The sequence below is a fragment of the Streptococcus mitis genome, assembly GCF_003942995.1.
GTDB lineage: Bacteria > Bacillota > Bacilli > Lactobacillales > Streptococcaceae > Streptococcus > Streptococcus mitis_CV.
Map to the genome: position 1 here is coordinate 1 of NZ_RJOH01000017.1, position 19,751 is coordinate 19,751.

Below are 19,751 nucleotides of genomic sequence, written 5' to 3' on the forward strand. Positions count from 1 at the left end.
ATTCCCTACATAAGGTAACCAATTATCTTCTCTAAATTCCTCTAATAATTTTTCGCCAACTTTAAAAATATCAAGATTCTTTTCTGAATAATTCCCTACATAAGGTAACCAATTATCTTCTCTAAATTCCTCTAATAATTTTTCGCCAACTTTAAAAATATCAAGATTCTTTTCTGAATATGTCTGATTCATTGTACTAGAAGTATGATATCGATAATAATAACCAATATAGTCAATTTTTCTCATTTTATGAATATATTTTAAAGAGACGATTCCAGTATAAAAATCTTCATAAATTAAATTTTCTAAAAATGGAACTTTCTCCACTATTTTACGGCGATAGTGTTTTGCGACAGGGCTCCAACTTACGCCATGATTAAAACATTGGTATAATGCTTCATTTGAATCAAATTCTTTAACATGAATATCTTTTTTTTCTTCATTTAAACATTGAATAGCCTCAGTTCTATCACATTCTACAATATCACTCCCATTAGACATATACTTCATTAGTTGTTCTAACAGACCAAGACTTACAACATCATCACTATCGACAAACATGATGTATTCACCAAGGGATTCTTTCAAGCCGCGATTTCTAGCTACACTTTGACCTTGATTTTTTTGATTGATCAATCGGAAACGCTTATCTATTTGGCAAAAATGCTCACAAATAGCTTGGGAGCCATCTGTAGAACCATCATTGACTAAAATGACTTCGATATTTTGATAGGTTTGCTTTCGAATACTTTCTAGACATTCTTCCAGATATTCTTCCACGTTATAAACTGGAACGATTACGCTAATCATTTTCCTCTTTCCCTCTTGAATGATACTGCTTCATTCCTCTATTTTGTCTTCCTTAACGCCATTTTTCCATTTCCATATAGATTGATAGAAAGGAAATAGGATGGTGTTGTAATATCTTGGACACAGCATATAAAGTCTAATCATACGCGAACTTTTGGCTACCTCAGGATTTTTGTTAGTGATCGTTACATAGTCGGCCAATTTCTGATTATAGACTTCTGCATATGGATTTCCTTTTTGAATATAGTCTTGATAATGCATGGTTGCTACATGAACTAGGTATTTACCAATATAAGGTAGAAGTTCGGCCCTATCAGAATACAAGTCAATCAATTGGTCACTTACTGTAAACACATCCAAGTTTTTGGGAGTAAAGGTTCGATGCATGGTACTAGTCGCGTGTTGACGGTAATAATATCCTACATAATCAATTTTCACAATCTTTCGGATATATTTAAGCATCCCAATACCGCTATAAATATCTTCAAAAATAAACCCTTCTAAATAAGGAACAGCTTCGACAATAGCTCTTCTATAAAGCTTTGTGACTGGATTGACACTTAGTAGATGGTTAGGGACAACTTTTACTGCTTCTTCAGAATTTCCCTCAAAAAGGATCTTTGTATCTTGAGACTTTTCTGCCAAGAATTCCTTTTTATGTACGGTGAATTGACTTTCTACAATATCTACGTCTCCACCCATATGTTGCATTAAGGTTTCTAAATAATTCGATAGGATAATGTCATCACTATCCACGAAAGCAATGAACTCGCCTGTTGAAGCTGTTACTCCATTATTTCGTGCAACACTTTGTCCTTGGTTGGTTTGATTCATTAATCGGAAACGCTTATCCTTTTGGCAATAATACTCACAAATAGCTTGTGAGCCATCTGTTGAACCATCATTTACTAAAAGGACTTCAAAATCTGTGTAGGTTTGGTTTTGAATGCTATCTAAACATTCTTCCAGATAAGTTTCCACATTATAAACAGGTACGATTACACTAATCATTCTTTATCCTAACCTTATTTCCTTAATCCAATTTCATCCAAAAGTGTCTTTGTAAAATCTTTTTGAATGGCATTAACCTTGTTATTGACTATTTTTCGTTCGTCAATATAAGGATCTTCAGATCTCATGACACTCTCTAGAAATTCTAATAAATCATGCGAATCACCAATGACACTTCCCGCCATTAAATTCTTCACATCTTCAAACACAAAACCTCTTTTTTCCTTGTATTCCTCATAATCATTAATGGTAAATGCAACTGGCCTATTTAATAAATAATAATCTAAAAATACTGATGAATAATCAGTAATTAATGCACTTGTTGTTCCCAAAAAGGTATATAAAGTCTCATACTGCTCACTAATAATCTCTTCTGTTAATAGATGAATGGTCGAATAATTCATTTCGAATTTTAACTGAGATTCCTCAAGAGGGTGAAGTTTAATATAAAGTTGATACCCATAGTTTGAGAGTAGTTCTTCAATGTTTTGAAAGTCCTCTTCTTCTAAAGAAAATATCAATGCTGCTTGGCTGTCATGATAATGTTTAGAATTCCGGTATGTTGGCATCCAGATGATTTTGTTCTCTTTTTTCTCTTTAAAGAGCTCATCATTTCGAATATTACCAACAAGAAGCATCTGCTCATCTTTAGCATTAAAAGCAGCTTTCATGATTGGAGTAAATAATTCCGAAGAGGAGACTAATTTTGTAAAGAAATTATAGTCAATCTTTTCCATGCCAACTTCAAGATTCCCAATTTTTTTTAATAGCATTCCATGCCACAAGTTGACAACCATCTGCTTTGGTGCAGGCTTAATAGGATACTTGCCAAATGAATAGAAAAAATATTTAGATATTAAAAAATAAAAGAAACCTCGATAAATAGAAACATACTTTACATTCTTCTCTTTTTCTAAGTGATAGAAATCATTTGAAGCGCAAACAATCTCATATGTTTCCTGATAGCCATTATCCACCAAATAGTGATAGAGTGTTCTAAGATTATCTCTGAAACCCCAGTTAGAATACAGAACAATTCTATTCCTTTTCTTTGGAATAATTTTATTTATCTTATAAGTAAAATCACTTACTTTAAAAAGTAAGGGTTTTAAATAGTTGATCATTCTCTTTTTAAACCTTGCTTATAAATTTCTTTTAAATTTTGAACATTTTCTTCGATGTCAAATCGCTTTAGGTGTTCATTCAGCTGTCGTTGCTTCTCCTTGAAAGGCGCCTTTTCTATATAGTTTACCCATTTAGCCTTATCTAGTGGCATAGATGTACAGAGTTCGCCAACTATTTGAGTTGTCGGGTCAATCGTTTCATTCATGATAATATTGACTCCAGAACACTGAGCTTCTACCAGCACGATTGGGAAACCTTCATACAAAGAAGGAAAGGCAAAAATATCAAAGGCTGAATAAAATTTATGAACATCTTCTCTTTTTCCTGTAAAGATGATATTCTTCACTTCCTTACTTTTCTCTTCTAAAATTGAACGTTCTGGTCCTTCACCAACAAAGAAAAAAGTAACATCAGGTAATTCTTTAGCAACTTCAATCAAAAACCTCTGATTTTTGAAGGGATTTAAAATACCAATCATCCCAACTACTTTTTGATGTTCAGCTATATGAAACTCTTTGCGAATTTCTTCTCGAAAAGTTGGAGAAAACCGATACTTGTTGATGTCAATTGCATTTGGAAGGATTTTAAATGATTTCTTTCCAAATATTTTAAGACCAGCTAATTGGCCACAAGAAATACGATGGGTCGCATTTTTCAAAGCTAAAAAGACCAAAAATCGATTGCGAATACTTTTTAACCAAGTGTCTGAAAACTGGCTACTATGATTGTGGTAAATCCTAACTGGAACACCATTTTTTCGAGCATAATAATTATGTATAAAAGCGGTTATAGGATTATGAACATGTAGAATGTCAATTTTATTATTTTCATAAAATTGTCGGCACTCTCTCGCATAGGCAAATAGTTTAGAAATCTTTAGGGCTGGAAATACAATTCGTTTAATTTCTTTTTCATCTAGGTATTGATTAAATGGGAAATGAGCCTCTCCATTTGACTCTCCGACCATATATTCAAACTCTTGATCATCAGTTAGGATATGATTTTTGATAAAACTTTGTACCCCACTCATGGTATTCCTTACACCACCTGTTACATGTATGACCTGATATTTCATCCTAGTTCCCTTGATTCAAATCATTCTTTATTTTAGAGGTTGAAATTTCTTTGGTTCGTGATAGGTAGACAACCTCTATTCCAAAATCACTTAAATAATCAAATTTTCCCTGCCAATCATCTCCAATGACAAACACATCAGCATGATACTTTTCTATGTCTGAGATTTTTTGATCCCAATTTTCTTCTGGTATGACGAGATCCACATATCTGATAGCCTCTAATAGAGATTTTCTTTCTTCGTAATCAAAATAACATTCTTTATTCTTTTCTAGCTTATTAAATTCATTGGTAGAAAGCCCGACAATGAGATAATCTCCTAAGGCTTTTGCTCTTTTTAAAAGATTAATATGACCGTAATGCAATAAATCAAATGTTCCGTATGTAATGACTCTCTTCATATCTTCTTAATCACCTCTACTTCTTCTCTCATTTTTTTCTTATAGACCCATTTCCTAATTGAATTCGGAAGAATTCGAATCGCATTACGAAGGAAAATATTTCTAAGAAATTCTACTAAAGTAATATCTCTTCTGCGATAAAAATCTAATTGGAGCATAAAGTCAGTCTTTACATACAAGAAACCACCTCTCCTCAGATAGCTAGAATCGTTAGTCTGCATGACTACTAAAGGTTCCTGGATATTTAAAAAATCCTTAGTTGGATTATCATGTAACAATCTCATTGTGAGGTCATAATCCTCTAGGTAACGGAATTTACGATAATTACCAGCCTTCAAGATATACTCTTTTTTCATCATACTCGATGGATTATTAAAAGGATTTCTCATTTTCGAATATTGACGAATTTCGGCTGTAGTTTCTGGTACTTTCTTTAAGGCGGTAAACTCTGTATTTTTCTCTAGGATATTGGAACCAACCATGATGAGGTTGGGATTTTTTTCAAAGGCTGCTAATTGCTTCTCAAACCTTGTTTCTAGAGAATAGTCATCACTGTCCATTCTTGCAATGAATTCTGTTTGGCATTGATTGACTCCAAAGAGAGAGGCTGGTCCTGAGCCTAAATTTTCAGGTAAATGAAAAACTTTTAAAATCGGAATCTCTCTCTGCAACTTTTGGATTTCTATTTCTAACTCTTCAGTCAATTCGCCATCACAAACTAAAATGATTTCTGTCGGTTTAAGGGTCTGCTGATAAGAACTTAGTAAACTTTTCCTTAAATTTGTAGGAGTCTCTTTTTTATAGACTGTCGTTAGAACTGAAAATTTCATTTTATAACTCCTAAACCTAATTTCCAAATAACCAATCTACAATAACTGAACGGTAGGGAACGACATGGTACCAGTCAGCTTTAAAATAAACAATGACTAGAAAGATTGAAGCGTAAACCAATATCATCAAATAAAATAAAATCCATTGAACTTTTTTGTCACCTATTTTAGATAAAATCATAGGGATATATAGGCAAATAAAGGGGGTAAAATAGTGTGCGAATCTGCCAAAAAGACTTGTTTGCAAAGTTGACGCAGTAAATAAAAAGGAGANAAAGAACAAAGTTCTTATAAATTCTTCTTCAGTCGATAATTTTTTCTTTCTAATCACTAGTTCTCCCAAAAGCAGAACTATCCCATACCAAATTGTTAAAAATACAGGTGCCAATTTATTGCTTTCCAAAAACCATGATGATTCCAGATAGGAAGTATACTGAGGGAAGAAAGAAATAAAGATAGTTGCAATTTGTTTGATAAAAGGTAAGATGATTAGAAATGCAAGGAACACAAATTGGTATGTTCTTTTATTTAAAACGATTTTTTTAAGGGGGAAAAACAAGAGGCAGACGATACCAGATGTATGAAATAAGGGAGTTAGTAAGATAAATACCCATGCTAAAATCTTCTTGTTTTTTACTAAGTAGTGAAACCCTAAAAAACTTAAAGCAATCGCCAGACCTTGCCTGATATTTGATAAAGAATAAAAAAAGAGTCCTAACGAGCTGAAGTAAATCAGTAAACTCATGTAAACATTTTTAGAATGCTTATAAAGAACAAAAAACCAACTTAATAAGGTCAGAAATGCAAATACGAATAAGAGGAATGGATAATGATCACTGAAGTTTCTTAGAAAAATAGTGAACAGTAAGTACCCAATTTCAAATCGAGAACTAAATAAATGTGATAAATCTGGAATCTGAATATTATTTGATTCAAAAATATGGATATAAGTTCCTAAATCTCCACCTACACTAGAAGTACGAAAACCTGCAATGATTAAAAAAAAGAAAAAAGTCGGAAGAACAAGGAAACCTAACTCTTTTACTTTATCCTCATATTTCAATGAGAAAAAGGCAAGAAAAGAGACATAGACGAACATTAAAAGATAGATTGTCATTTTTTCTCTCCTGCCTTTCAAATAGTTAGTTTAATAATAGTAATAATAGGTATCTTTATGTGAATCAATTTTATTCATTATCACACCAAGTAGTCTAGCTCCAACATGGTCTAATCTTCTTTTTGCTTCTATTATTTGTCGTCGTTTTGATTTTTTGATATCTACTACCAGAAGGGTAGCATCCGAAATACTGGCTAAAACTTGGGCATCAGTTGCTGCTAGCAAGGGAGGGGTATCGATAATGACATAGTCATAAAAATCCTCAAATGCTTTAAGTGTTTCATCCATAGAAGAACTAGCTAACATCTCAGAAGGATTAGGCGGAACAGGTCCTGAAGTCAGNACATCTAAATTCACATCATTTATCGTCAAATGATTAATGGAATCTACTCCTGACTTCTTTAATAAAAAAGTGCTGAGTCCTTCAGTGTTATTTAGCTCGGTTAATTTATGTTGAGTTGGTTTACGCATATCCGCGTCTATGATAATCACTCTTTTCCCCTGTTGGGCCAAAGAGGCGGCAAGATTGATACTGACTTCACTCTTGCCTTCATTGGGGTTGGCACTTGTAACGACAATGATTTTAATATTTTTTCCAAATTCTGAGAACTGAAGATTACTCCTTAAAGTTCTAAAGGACTCAGCTACGATGGATTTACTGTTATGAATAACTTCGATATGCATGTCACTCACCTCTTCTCTTTCTCTCTATAGTCGGAATCATCCCGAGAACAGGTGTTCCCACTAACTCTTCCAAGTCTTCGTAAGAATCAATCGAATCACTCAATACATATTTGATGAAAATAACATTAAATCCTACAAAAGAAAATACTAGAATAGATACAAGAAGATTCTTCCATAGAACGGGATAAACTGGAGAATCACTTCCCAGTGCTTCTGTAACAACTGACAAGTTGTCGCGCCCTAATCTATCTGCTGTAAATTTCTTGTACTGAGACACATACTCTTTAATATAACGTTCTGCTAAATTTCGATCTAGTCCTCTCACTGTTATTGTGACCAACTGTGAACCTGAGTCATTTGTTAATTTAACCGATTTGATTTTAGCGATGTCATCAGGTGACAAACCTAATGCTTTATTGGTTTCATCTTTTACTGGGGGGAGATCTGCTATCTCTAAATAAGTCTTAGCTTGTCTTTGAAAGAGGTTTATAGCTTCAATCGTTTGCGCATCATTATTTTGCCCATTTGTTTGGCTTGAAGTGTTCTTCATTATGAGCTTAGAGGATACACTGTATATAGGAGAAATGATAAAAACAGTATATAGACCAACTGCTGTCGTCCCTACTATAGTAAATAGAAGTAAAAATAGTAGTTTGCTTTTTATCAAAGAAAAAACTCTATTAATATTTTTATTAAAAATAGTCATATTATTGTTTGTTTCCTTTTATTTATTTTTGCTTTCTTAGAACTACCTAGATCCGTTCCCGGTAACCATCACTTTAATTGTTTTTAATAGTATAAGAAAATCTAACTTGATACTTTCGTGATTGATATAGAATAGATCGTAGACTAATTTATCTTTAGGAGTTAATTCATAACCACCATTTACTTGAGCCCATCCTGTGATTCCTGGACGGACAGCTAAACGTTCATTAAAATTAGGGATATCTTTCAAAAATTCATTGATAAACTCTGGTCGTTCTGGTCGTGGTCCAATAATGGACATCTCACCTTTAATTACATTAATGATTTGTGGTAATTCATCAATTCGTGTTTTACGAATAAAACGTCCAACTTTTGTAATGCGTGTATCATTTTTGCTCGCCCATTTATGACCATTCTTTTCAGCATCTTGATACATGGATCGGAGTTTATAAATTGAAAAACTTTGTCCATTTAAACCAATTCGTTCTTGTATATAAATAGGATTACCACTTGATTCGATTACAATAAAGATACAAGCTATTAAACAAATAGGGATAATTAATAGTAATGAGGGTATAGAAATTAGAAGACCTAAAATTCTCTTAATTCTCCTATACATAAGCATCATTCTCCTAGAAAAAACTAAGGCGCACGCATATATATGCGTGCGCCACTCATACGTCAATGCATATATATATATATATATATGGTTCCAAGTTTATAAAAAAGTTAGAACTACTAAAAATATGTATATTTACCAAGAATTAAATCATACAGTTCAATATAACATAAAACAATAAGATTTTCAAGCTTACTGATTAAAACACAGGAAATACACCTAGATTAAATGTTGCTAAATATTTTTATTCGATATAATCGACTGAGGATTCACTACAAATAACTCTTGTGCTCTTGCCTTTCCATACCGATGACTAATCGCGTCAAATGCTTTCTTCATATATGGTGGTCTTGAGCTTAGATTATGCATATCGCTAGCCACACAGTGAACTAGATTATGGGATAGAAAATACTGAGCTCTTTTTTTGAGTAAGCGATACTTATCCCCGAATATTTTAGGCTTAAGAACGCTCGAGCTATTTATTTGAGTATAACATCCCATATTTATCAATTCTTTAACTCGTTTTTCATTATTTTCTAATTCGGCATAGCGCTCAATATGCGCAATGACAGGTCTAATACCTAACATTAAAACTTTACTTACTGCATTACGGATTTCCCAATAGGGGGTAAGAGAACTGAATTCAATTAAAGCATATTGTGTATCATTTAGAGTAGGAATCTCTTTATTATTTAATTTTTCAAGAGCATCTTGGGTGAAGTATATTTCAGCTCCATATAGAATTTTTAACTCTGGTAATGCTCTTTTAGCGAGAGCCTGAACTTCTTTAAAGTTTTTCATTATACAATCTTCTGGAGTTTCAAACATATTTTTACGACGATGTGAAGTGGATACAATTGTACGAACTCCCTGTGAAAAAGCTTCTTTCAGAAGAGCTAGGCTTTCTTCAATTGTGCTTGGTCCATCATCTACACCAAAAACAATGTGAGAGTGGATATCAATCATGTAATATTTCCTTATATAATAGAGTTTTAGTTACTGTAATAAATAATTCCTGCATTTATATATAGGTATTTAGAATAACCTATAAATATTGGTTTATACAGTTTGTTTTCCTGATGTTATTATACTACGAAACATTAAAATAAGCTACTTATAATTAAGTCTCTCATAATATTTTAAAAGTTATCCAGTATAATAAAGCATATATAAATAAGCGTGTTTTGTTTTCGAATAAATCTGTTGAGAATAATAATGACACTGACTATTAAAACTAACACCTACCATGGCATTTCCACGGCAGGTGTTACTTATATCAATAATCGTTCTAAAAATGGTTTGATGCAGTTGAGAAGAATTCCATCTATCCAGCTTTCTTGTGCTGAGGATAGATGTTCTGTCTGAAGGCTTTCTTTTAAGAAGTCTCGGACTTGTTCTGGTGAGATTTCAAACTCAAAAGCTTTCATTTTATAGAAAAAGTTGATGAGATGATCTGACAGGTATTGGGTTGAAAAGGGAACTTCTCCACTTTTTCGATATTCTAATAAGAGTCGAGCAAATCGGGATTTTTCTTCAGGAAGGTCACGAAAATAGGAATTGAGGAGCCAAGTCTGCTTCTGTTTTCTTTCAACTGGATCCTGACTCGCAATTCGTTGGTCTTTTTCCAGCTCTTTTTGATATTGTTTGGCCTTGATGGCCCGTTCTGTTCGATTTTTTCCAAAAAGAATTTTCTCCCATTTTCTTTCTTCTTGAGTCAGGGTTTCTGTAAAGCCAAAGTAATCCTGATAAGCACGCTCTGCTGGTCCCATGGCTAGGACCAGATTGTCTGCATATTGCTTGGCGATTTTATCCCTCTTCTTGCGCTCTTTCTCTGCTTGGATACGGAGTTCTTGTTCGTAGTCGATTTTCTCCTTGCCTAGCTTGACAAGGTAGAGTTGGTCATCTGGTTTTCCTAGTAAAAAAGGTTTAATACATTTTTCTAGGACTTCCTCCATGCGAGCCTTTTTCTTTGGCTCAGCCTTGGTCCAACTTCCTCCTTGAAAGACTTCTAGAAATAGCTGGTAGTCTCTCTCAGGTGTGAATTGATTACCACGATTAGGCTTGAAAACACCTTTTTCCCAGAGCCACTTTAGAAGTCGCTCGTCAAAATCACTCTTATTGACCTTGATTTTTTCCTTTTTCTGGACTTTTCTGGTCAGATTTTCAATCTTTCTGAGCAGTTTTTCTTCCTCTTCCAGTTGCTGGTCAAGAGTCAATCGATGAAAATGACGAACACAATCGCTACCAATCGGAAAGAGGCGTTGACCTGTGACGCCGTTAAAGAGTTCGTAAGCGTACTTGATGGCATTTCCACAGACACAATTGCTACGGCCGATACCGTTAAAAATCAAGGAAACTTCATTCCATTCCTTGGTAGCTTGTTCCCAAGCATCAGCTTTTGAAGCCTGTAACACCGCATCGTGTAGGGATTTTCTAACTGGAAGTGTCATGAGGTCTCCTTTCTAGATTATACTTTTACAACTTGAACCTCGTCTTTACCGAGTAAAATCAAGTATTTTTCAATATTTTCAATCGAATAGGCTCGAGATAAAGCCTCTCCGTATAGGGCTAACTGACCACGATAGCGGTTTATGAGTTGACTTGGATCATCATAGCGGTCTGTCTTATAGTCGAACAGAATAATTCTGTCCTCATAAAGCAGATATCCATCAAGGATACCACGGACAACGAAGTCTTCCTGACTCTTTTGGTCTCGTTTGAGCATGGAGAAAGGTTGCTCACGATAGAGATGGTTGGTATTAGCGAGAATTTCCTGACCAAGTGCTGTGTCAAAGAATGTAAGAATTTTGGCAAGATTAATTTTTTCCCTGACAGCTTGGCTGGTTTGAACTTGTTTGAGAGTTTCTGTCAGGCTAGCAAGTGTTGGTTGCTGACTGAGGTCGATTCTCTGCATGAGTTCGTGGGTAGCACTACCAATCTCAGCTCCTGTTACCTTTCCTTTGGTTGAAAAATCTGGCAAATCAAAGTTGATTTTCTTGTCTACTGACTGGCCTTGACCTGCAATCTCGACACCTTCCATATCCATAACTGGTTCGTAGAATTTCTTGATTTGACTTGGGGTTTGAACACTAGGAAGTTCAATAGCTGCGCGGTGAAGAGTATTATATACTTCTACTTCTTTCAGCATTTCAAGGGCTTCTTTGATGGTTTCTGACTGACGGTTATCTGCTTGAGAGCTATCTTGGAGAGGGCTCTTGTTTTCCAACTCTCCGATAGCTTCTCTGGTCAACTGATCTTCTCCAACAAAACGATAGCTAAAGTTGAGATGATCCTTTGCAAACACTTTACTGATAGCCCAAATCCAATCTTGGAAATTCTTGGCTTGAAGTCTAGTGTTGCTATTTAGTTTTCCATTTTTAGCTGCTGGGTATTCCTTGGCTTCCAGCTTTTCACGAGACCCCTTACCGACAAGATAGAGCTTTTTCTCAGCCCGTGTCATGGCAACATAAAGAAGGCGCATCTGCTCTGAGTAGCTTGCCAGCTGCAGTTCTTCCTCATTTTGCCTATAGGTCAGGCTAGGAATAGAGAGTTTGATGGTTCTAGGGTAGTGGGCTTCCACTGCTCCTGTATCTATCTTGGCAATATACTTGACACCTAGTCCATTTTTACGACTGAGAATGACTTCTGACATGGTGTCTTGCTTGTTGAAATCTTGATCCATATTGAGAATAAAGACGTAAGGAAACTCTAGCCCTTTACTCTTGTGAATGGTCATGAGCTCTACTGCATCTTTTGGCGGTGCGACGGCCACGCTTGCCAAATCGTGCTGGGATTCTAGGATATTGTCAATCATGCTAATAAAACGTGACAAGCCTTTGAAATTGCTCTTTTCAAATTGATCTGCTCTCAAAGCTAGGGCATAGAGATTGGTCTGTCTAGCAGGACCATTTGGCAAAGCTCCAACATAATCATAATAAAAACGGTCGTTATAAATCTTCCAAATCAGGTCATATAGGGAGTGGGTTTTGGCATACAAGCGCCAAGAAGCTAAGATATCCATGAATTGCTTTAGTTTCTCAGCTAGAGCCGTGTGAATCAAGCCTTTTTGACTACTTGCCATTTTTTGTGCATTGACCAGTTTCTCATAGAGATTTTCTTGGACTTTATCCTCTGCTTTCTGAAGGGACAAGCGTGCTAACTCGTCTTCGTCAAATCCAAACATTGGAGACTTCATAAGGGCAACCAAGGCATAGTCTTGCAGGGGATTGTGAATGACACGAAGGGTATCTAGCATGACTTGCACTTCTAGGGATTGGAGATAATTGTTTTGCTCTCCGTCGGTTTTGACAGGAATTCCATACTCAGACAGGGCGAGAAGAATCTGGTCATTACGACTGCGACTGGAGGTCAGAAGGGCAATTTCTTTAAAGGCAATACTTTTTTTCTGATGAAGTTTAAGGATTTCCTTGATGACCAGGCGCATTTCACCAGTCAGTTTAGTGTCAGCTTGGCTCTCTTCTTCCTCACCTGTGTCGTCCTTGTCGTAGAGGAGAAATTCAGCCTTGTTCTCAGTATTAGGAGTCAGTTTGCTATTAGCAAAAACAAGCTGGTGCATGTTATCATAGTTGATTTCGCCGACCTCTTGGTCCATGAGACGTTCAAAAACATCATTGGTTGCTGACAGCACTTCTGAACTACTACGAAAATTTTCCTTGAGCAAAATCAACTTGCCTTCGTGTGGATTTTGCGCATAGCGTTGAAATTTTTCATTGAAAATCTGCGGGTCTGCCTGACGGAAACGGTAGATGGACTGCTTGATATCTCCCACCATAAAACGATTGTGTCCATTAGAAAGTAATTCCAGCATTCGTTCTTGAATGTGGTTGGTATCCTGATACTCATCGACCATGACTTCGTGGAAACGTTCCTGATAAGCTTCACGAACTTGCGGGAATTTCTCTAAAATCTCAATGGTGTAATGGCTGATATCAGCGAATTCAAAGGCATTTTCCTGTCGTTTTCTCTGACGATAAGCTTCTACAAAATCACTCATGAAAGACTGGAAGGTTATAGCTAGCTCCCAGGTATCTCCATGATAACGTTCTTGATAGTCGAGAATGGTTATCTGGTCTGACAGTTGTCCTAGTTTAGCAAACTTTGCCTTTCTCTCTTCGTTGTAGGCATCGACCAGTGGCTTCAAATCAGCCTTACGACTGGCATTTGTCAGAGCCCGACCATTTTTCTCTTTCGAAATTGCGACAACACGCGCAAGCACTGCTTGATAAGCCTGACTATCGGACTCTTGATTTAAGGAGCTAATTTCGTCTAGAATCAACTGAACATTTTCTAGATAAGCAGCCTTTGGAAACTCCTTGGCATCATTATCCAGATGATAACGGAAAAAGCTTTCCAAATCCCAAATGGCTTGTTTGATCTGCTCAGTCAGTTTTTCTTTTTCACTGGTAAAATCAGCTTTTTCAAAGCCTTTGAGGAAAGACTCGCTCAGCCATTTCTGAGGATTGCTGGTGGATTGGAGGAAGTCATAAATTTTGTAGACTTGCTGGCGCAGACCCCGTTCGTCCTTGCCACGCCCTGCAAAATTTTTCAGCAAATGACTAAACTTCTCTTTCTGCTTACCTTGGTAATGGGCTTCAAAGACCTCATGGAAGACTTCGTTTTTTAGAAGGAGTTGCTCACTTTGGTTTTGTAAAATACGGAAATTAGGCGCAATATCAATTAGATAACCATGTTTGCCAAGGAATTTTTGTGTGAAAGAGTCCATAGTTCCGATAGCAGCGTTGGGTAGGTCTGCCAACTGGCGGCCTAAGTGTTGTTTGAGCTCGACACCATCCGTCTCTTGGATTTGTTGGCTGATTTTTTTCTCCAAACGTTCCTTAAGCTCAGTCGCAGCCTTGACGGTAAAGGTTGAGATAAAGAGTTGAGAAATTTCGACACCACGCGCTAACTGATCCAGAATGCGCTCGGCCATGACAAAGGTTTTACCAGAACCAGCCGATGCTGAAACCAGGATATTCTGACCAGAAGTGTAGATAGCTTCGATTTGCTCGGCAGTTTTCTTTTGTTCTTTGCTCGAATTTGCTTCTGCATTTTGCAGTTTTTGAATTTCCTCCTCAGTTAAAAAGGGAATAGGCTTCATCGATTCAACTCCTCTCTTATTTTTTCAAACCAAGCTTGCTTGAGTTTTTCTCCGACAAGACGTTTGCCTTCAGCCAAGTCTAACTTCTCTAGGAAACGGGCTTGACCCAAATGGTAATTGGCTTCAAAACCAGTAATGGCTTGATGTTGCTGGACGTATGGGGCAATGCTTCTGCCATTTTCAGTATAAGGGTTGATGGCGAATTGGCCTGCTAAAATTTTCTCAGCTGCTTTCTTGTAAAGATGGGCATTGTAGTCAAGTAGAAGCTGGAATTCCTCATCTGTCAGCTGATTAGCCTTGTTTTTGTTGTAAAATTCGCCCAAATGACTGCTTTCTTTTTCTAAAAAGAGCCCTTGGTATTTCATTGATCTGCTGGCTTCTACTACTGCTCCTGCCAGACTTTTAACAGCTAATAAAGATTGGACAGGCTCAGCCATTTCCAAGTACATGGCACCGAAAAAGTTCTGCTCCCCTTCTCTTTTTAGAGCAGCAAGGTAGGTTGGCAATTGGGAATTGAGCCCATTAAAGAAATGAGGAAACTGGAACTGAGTCAGACTGGATTTGTAGTCTACCACTCCAATCGCTCCATCAGCTTTTAATCGGTCAATCCGGTCAACCTTACCTCGTACAAAGACACTGCGACCATTGTCCAATTGAATAAAGCCTTGCTCTTTCCCACCAAAACTTGCCTCTTCTTTAATGGTTTCGATGGCTGGATTGTGTCGGAGAATATGTCCGGTCATCCGTGCCACATCAAGCAAAACTTCCTTGGTAAATTGGGCTTCTAAACTTTCTTGATAAATAGCTTCAAATTCGCGTTCCTGACTGGTTTCGTGGATAGCTTGTTCTAGACGTTTGTCAAAGGAATCTTCGTCAGGCAACTGCAAGGCGCGTTCAAAAATGCGGTGTAAGAAATTCCCATGACTACGAGCATCTGGACGCAGACGCAATTCCTCCTGCAAGCCTAACACGTAGCGGAGGAAATAACTGTATTGGTTCCGGTAAAACTCCGTCAAACCAGATGTAGACAGGTAAAACTCCTGATCAGCAGGATAGAGAGCCTGTAAGGTGTCCTTAGCCAACCGCTTACTGCTTGGACTGGTTGGGAGGGCTGGATTTTCCAAACCTTGCTGGTCTAGTTTTTTACCCATCACACGCGCCAGAACCTTGACAAAGGTCAAATCTTGCTCAGTATCACTCGTCTCACCCTGCTGGTGATAGGCAACTAGGCTAGACAAAAGACTGTGATAGGACCCCATATCCTCCTTAGACAGCCCTTTGTGATTCATCCTCTTCTCTCTCCGACTAAAACCAAAATGGACTATCTCTTGAAGATAGGCTGATTCCTTGCTTTCACTTTCGTTAAAAAGGCTTGGAGCCGACAAAATCAACTGCTTACGAGCAGAATTGACTAAGGAAAGCATAGTATAGCGATTTTTCTTGAGATTTTCACTGCTAGCAATCAGCAATTGTGCCCCTTCTTCTGTCGCTTGGTTTAGTCTCTGTCTTTCTTCATCTGTTAAAAGACTGGTATTTTGCGCGATTTTTGGTAAATTGTCCTGGGTCATACCAATGGCATAGACAAAGTCAGCTGTCAGAGGAGCAATCAAATCGTAACTCTGCACCAGAACAGTGTCCACTGTTGCTGGAATGGTACGGTATTGGGACAAACTCATTCCAGAATGGAGCAAGGCTAGAAAGTCCTCTAGATTAACTTGCGAACCAGCAAAAACAGTCGCAAATTGTTCTAAAACATGACAGAAAACCTTCCAAACTTCGGCTTGTCTTTCCTGCTCTACAGCTTCCATAGTGGCTGTCAAATCTTGTAACTGCTTGGTCACAGCTCCTTCTTTTAGAAAAGAATTCCACTTTTGCAAGAGATTTTCAGCCTTCTGTTTTCGACTGGCAAAGAGAGTCTCGAGAGGTGTTAAAACACGCAGACGAAGAGCATTTAAACGTCCTAAATCAAATTTTCCGTGGTGGGATTTGGTGAAGGCTTGCTGAAAGGCTGGCAAGCCATTGATACCAAGATAGCGGATATATTGCTCAAAAGCATCAATATCAGCCTGACTAAGGTCGGTGTACAAACCTGTTCTGAGAAGGTTAATCAAATCCTCCTGACGAAAACGGTAGCGTTTTAAAGCCAAGATAGACTCGACAAACTGTGTCAAGGGATGATGCGCCATGGATTCGCTTCTACCAAGATAGAAAGGAATCTGGTACTGGTCAAAAATGGTTTTAAGAGATAACTGATAAGAAGCCACATCCCCCAAGAGAATACGAAAATGCTTGTAACTCAGATTTGAGTTCTCGTGTAATTTCTGACGAATGCTACGGGCTACTAGCTCCAACTCCTCCTTTTGCGTCAAGCAAGACCAGATTTGTAAGTTGTCACGGTCCTTCTCATCGACATTCAATGTTAATTCTGAAAAGTCATAAGAAGACTCCAGCAAACGAGAGGCCTTATCAAAACTATCCATCTTCTCATGAGTTTGAGAATAATCCTGAGCAGGTGTTTGGTATTTAGAGGTCAGATGATGGAGAAAGTCCACACTGGCTTGGTATAGATTGCCCTCAGCGAATGGGCTGGTATAGGCTTTCTTACTAGCATAGGCCCCAATAACAATCTTAACACCCTTGCCATGAAGTAGGTCCACAATTCGCTCTTCCTCAGCAGAAAAACGAGTAAATCCATCAATAATCAAGGCGATTTGACTAAAATCACTACTAACTTTGTTATTCTCAATAGCCTCAATCAAATGAGACAACTGACTTCCTTGAGCTAACTGCCCTTGGTTAAGATAGGCTGTTACTTTCTCAAAAATCAAGAGTAAATCGGCCCTCTTGTCCTCATCCGTCAAACTCTCCAAGTCCAAAAAACTCATCTGAGCCTTGGTCATCTCGTGGTAAAGATCAATCAACTGCTGGATAAATTGAGGATCCTGCTTGATGGCGCCGTATACTCGTAAGTCTTTGGGATCAAGTTCAGCAAGGCATTTGTAAAAGGCCATCCCAAGACCAATATCATCAAGACTCGTCTTAGCTGGCAAATCATTTAAAACCAAGTAACGAGCCATTTGAGCAAAGCGCGTGACGGTAATCGCAAAAGAAGTCTGCTGGGACAAGCATTCCAGCACGGCACGTTCCTTCTCAAAAGAAAGAGAGTTGGGAGCAATGTAGAAGACACGCTTGCCAGCAGCAACAAGCTCTTCTGCCTCTATGGTCAAGATTTCTGTCAAAGAAGTCCGAATATCAGTATAAAGTAATTTCATCTCAGCCTCGTTTGCTTTATCAAAGTTTCTTACTCTATTATAGCAAAGTTCGCTTCACAGTCCAAATCCAAAATTCTAGTTGACAATCATTTAACTAGCAAATCAATCATACTTCATCATCCACTTTCATATGTTGAAAAATAAGGAGGAAAAAGTCTTTGGAAACTTCAAAATGTCCATAACGAAGTCGAGAAGTATAGTCTCTCCATTCAGGATGTTGTCTGGCTATTTCTATGGAACAATCTTGGACTGGTAGATAATACTCGACATTTCGTCTAAAGGGAAAGAATCCTTCAAATTGCTCTACTTGATAGGCTTTGTCATCTATAATTTTACCTACGGCCACAAAAGCCTGTAACTTATCTTGACCATTCATATCGTATTTTGGACTATAGTATAAAAGATAGTCACCTTTTTTCATACGATTTAAGGGACCGCCCTTTCCATGACAAACCTGACAAAAATTTCCCTCAACACCTCTTAAAACATGGTTCTTTGAAACAACTCCGACCCAATATCTAGGCATTTTTATCCTCCAACTCTACTAACATGCGATTAAAACATTCTCTATCGTTAGATAGTTTTTCAAAAAATTCTTCATCAACGCCTTCTACTAAGGGTAAAGCTTGATTGACCTTCTCTGCGCCAGACTTCGTCACTGAGACCAGTTTTGCCCGACTATCCTTTGGATGTTGATCACGTCTAATGTAGTCCTTCTTCTCCAGTAGTCTAACAATCTGGGAAACCGTCATGACATCCATTCCGGTGAACCGAGCGATATCAACTTGCGTTACATATTCCTCTCTATTAGACAAAAACAAGAGCGAGGTTAAAACGATAAATTGAGGCAAAGTGAGACCAACTGATTTCAAGACTCTTTTTAAGTTGCTTTCCCACTTGTTGTAAACTTTGATGAACAGAAGACCTGTAGACTCTGTTTCATCATTTTTGTAAATTGAATTAAATTGATACTTTGTCATTATTTCTCCTTAAATATTAAGTATACATATTATATAAGAATTTACTTTGTTTTTCAAGAAAAGGAAAGTCAAATGTTACAATTCTGTCAGACATTTTATAGTCTATATGCTATAATAAAAGCAAAACACCTAGAAAAGGAAGTCTTATGATTAAACTACTAGCCTTGGATATGGACGGAACCCTCCTTAATGAAGCCAAGGAAATCCCTCAAGCCCACATTACTGCCATTCACCAAGCCATTAAAAAAGGTGTCAAACTGGTTCTCTGTACAGGTCGCCCGCTTTTCGGTGTCCTCCCCTACTATAAACAACTAGGACTTGACCTCCAGAATGAGTATGTCATTGTCAATAATGGTTGCTCAACCCACCAGACCAGTGACTGGAGTCTAGTTGACTGGCAAGAACTCAGTCCAGCTGACATTGAATACCTTTATGACCTAGCTGAAAAAAGCGACGTCCAGCTAACTCTTTTTGATGAAGAACATTATTTTGTCCTCGGTGGCAAGCCTAATGAAATCATTGAAAATGATGCCAAACTTGTTTTTTCAGACCTAACTGAAATTTCCCTTGAGGAAGCGACTAGTGGCAAGTACCGGATGTTCCAAGGGATGTTTTTGGGAACAAAAGAGCAAACAGATGATTTTGAAGAGCGTTTTGCTGAAGAGCTTTGCCAACGTTTTAGTGGAGTTCGTTCGCAGCCTGTCATTTATGAAGCTATGCCACTTGGAACGACAAAGGCTACTGCTCTTTCACGACTGGCAGAGATTCTGAAGATTGATTCCTCAGAAATTATGGCCATGGGCGATGCCAATAACGATATCGAAATGCTTCAGTTTGCAGGGCTTGGCATTGCAATGGGAAATGCCAGCGATTATGTCAAATCCCTAGCTGATGATGTTACAGCAAGCAACGAAGAAGACGGCGTCGCGCGTGCCATTGAGAAATATATTTTATAATCAAGAAGCCCAGTTCATATAAACTGGGTTTTGATATTTAAGAATTCCT

Annotated in this window: 17 protein-coding genes; 1 reads left to right on the forward strand and 16 read right to left on the reverse strand. The window is 37.4% G+C overall.

The window, feature by feature from the left end; genetic code table 11:
- From D8836_RS08725 to D8836_RS08800, 16 genes are all read right to left on the reverse strand, one after another.
- Window positions 1-810, reverse strand: an 810-nt coding sequence (locus tag D8836_RS08725; protein ID WP_142999081.1) for a glycosyltransferase family 2 protein, incomplete at its 3' end; no start/stop codon positions are given.
- A 30-nt stretch (window positions 811-840) separates the two neighbouring features.
- Window positions 841-1,821, reverse strand: a complete 981-nt coding sequence (locus D8836_RS08730) for a glycosyltransferase family 2 protein (protein WP_125393751.1) — start codon at window positions 1,819-1,821, stop codon at window positions 841-843.
- Window positions 1,822-1,835: 14 nt separating this feature from the next.
- Window positions 1,836-2,945, reverse strand: a complete 1,110-nt coding sequence (locus D8836_RS08735) for a CDP-glycerol glycerophosphotransferase family protein (RefSeq protein ID WP_125393752.1) — start codon at window positions 2,943-2,945, stop codon at window positions 1,836-1,838.
- Window positions 2,942-4,021: a glycosyltransferase gene (locus D8836_RS08740; protein ID WP_125393753.1), complete on the reverse strand. Its 1,080-nt coding sequence runs from the start codon at window positions 4,019-4,021 to the stop codon at window positions 2,942-2,944. The genes D8836_RS08735 and D8836_RS08740 overlap by 4 nt, the downstream gene beginning before the upstream one ends.
- Window position 4,022: 1 nt before the next feature.
- Window positions 4,023-4,421: a glycerol-3-phosphate cytidylyltransferase gene (gene tagD / locus D8836_RS08745; RefSeq protein ID WP_125393754.1), complete on the reverse strand. Its 399-nt coding sequence runs from the start codon at window positions 4,419-4,421 to the stop codon at window positions 4,023-4,025.
- Window positions 4,418-5,251 (reverse strand): glycosyltransferase, encoded by an 834-nt coding sequence (locus D8836_RS08750; protein ID WP_125393755.1) that lies wholly within the window; start codon window positions 5,249-5,251, stop codon window positions 4,418-4,420. The genes tagD and D8836_RS08750 overlap by 4 nt, the downstream gene beginning before the upstream one ends.
- Before the next feature lie 16 nt (window positions 5,252-5,267).
- Window positions 5,268-6,368 (reverse strand): EpsG family protein, encoded by a 1,101-nt coding sequence (locus tag D8836_RS08755; RefSeq protein WP_125393756.1) that lies wholly within the window; start codon window positions 6,366-6,368, stop codon window positions 5,268-5,270.
- Between the two features lie 30 nt (window positions 6,369-6,398).
- On the reverse strand, window positions 6,399-7,052 hold the full coding sequence (locus D8836_RS08760; RefSeq protein ID WP_045611653.1) for a CpsD/CapB family tyrosine-protein kinase: 654 nt from the start codon (window positions 7,050-7,052) through the stop codon (window positions 6,399-6,401).
- A gap of 1 nt (window position 7,053) precedes the next feature.
- Entirely contained in the window at window positions 7,054-7,602 is a 549-nt protein-coding gene (locus tag D8836_RS08765) for a YveK family protein (RefSeq protein ID WP_228112089.1), read from the reverse strand.
- 198 nt (window positions 7,603-7,800) lie between these two features.
- Window positions 7,801-8,376: a sugar transferase gene (locus tag D8836_RS08770; protein ID WP_125393757.1), complete on the reverse strand. Its 576-nt coding sequence runs from the start codon at window positions 8,374-8,376 to the stop codon at window positions 7,801-7,803.
- A gap of 234 nt (window positions 8,377-8,610) precedes the next feature.
- Window positions 8,611-9,342, reverse strand: coding sequence for a capsular polysaccharide biosynthesis protein Cps4B (cps4B, locus tag D8836_RS08775; protein WP_125393758.1), 732 nt, complete (start codon window positions 9,340-9,342; stop codon window positions 8,611-8,613).
- Window positions 9,343-9,647: 305 nt separating this feature from the next.
- A complete protein-coding gene (locus D8836_RS08780; RefSeq protein ID WP_125393759.1) occupies window positions 9,648-10,826 on the reverse strand; it encodes a hypothetical protein in 1,179 nt (392 codons plus the stop codon).
- A gap of 17 nt (window positions 10,827-10,843) precedes the next feature.
- Window positions 10,844-14,494, reverse strand: a complete 3,651-nt coding sequence (gene addA / locus D8836_RS08785) for a helicase-exonuclease AddAB subunit AddA (protein ID WP_125393760.1) — start codon at window positions 14,492-14,494, stop codon at window positions 10,844-10,846.
- The gene (gene rexB, locus D8836_RS08790) at window positions 14,491-17,766 is read right to left on the reverse strand and encodes an ATP-dependent nuclease subunit B (RefSeq protein WP_125393761.1); all 3,276 of its coding nucleotides are present in this window, start codon (window positions 17,764-17,766) and stop codon (window positions 14,491-14,493) included. Before rexB ends, addA begins: the two co-directional genes overlap by 4 nt.
- 106 nt (window positions 17,767-17,872) lie before the next feature.
- Entirely contained in the window at window positions 17,873-18,292 is a 420-nt protein-coding gene (locus tag D8836_RS08795) for an EVE domain-containing protein (protein ID WP_125393762.1), read from the reverse strand.
- Window positions 18,285-18,746, reverse strand: coding sequence for a MarR family winged helix-turn-helix transcriptional regulator (locus D8836_RS08800; RefSeq protein ID WP_125393763.1), 462 nt, complete (start codon window positions 18,744-18,746; stop codon window positions 18,285-18,287). The genes D8836_RS08795 and D8836_RS08800 overlap by 8 nt, the downstream gene beginning before the upstream one ends.
- A 146-nt stretch (window positions 18,747-18,892) precedes the next feature.
- Between D8836_RS08800 and D8836_RS08805 the strand changes: the two genes are divergently transcribed.
- Window positions 18,893-19,702: a Cof-type HAD-IIB family hydrolase gene (locus tag D8836_RS08805; protein ID WP_125393764.1), complete on the forward strand. Its 810-nt coding sequence runs from the start codon at window positions 18,893-18,895 to the stop codon at window positions 19,700-19,702.
- Window positions 19,703-19,751 lie beyond the last annotated feature (49 nt).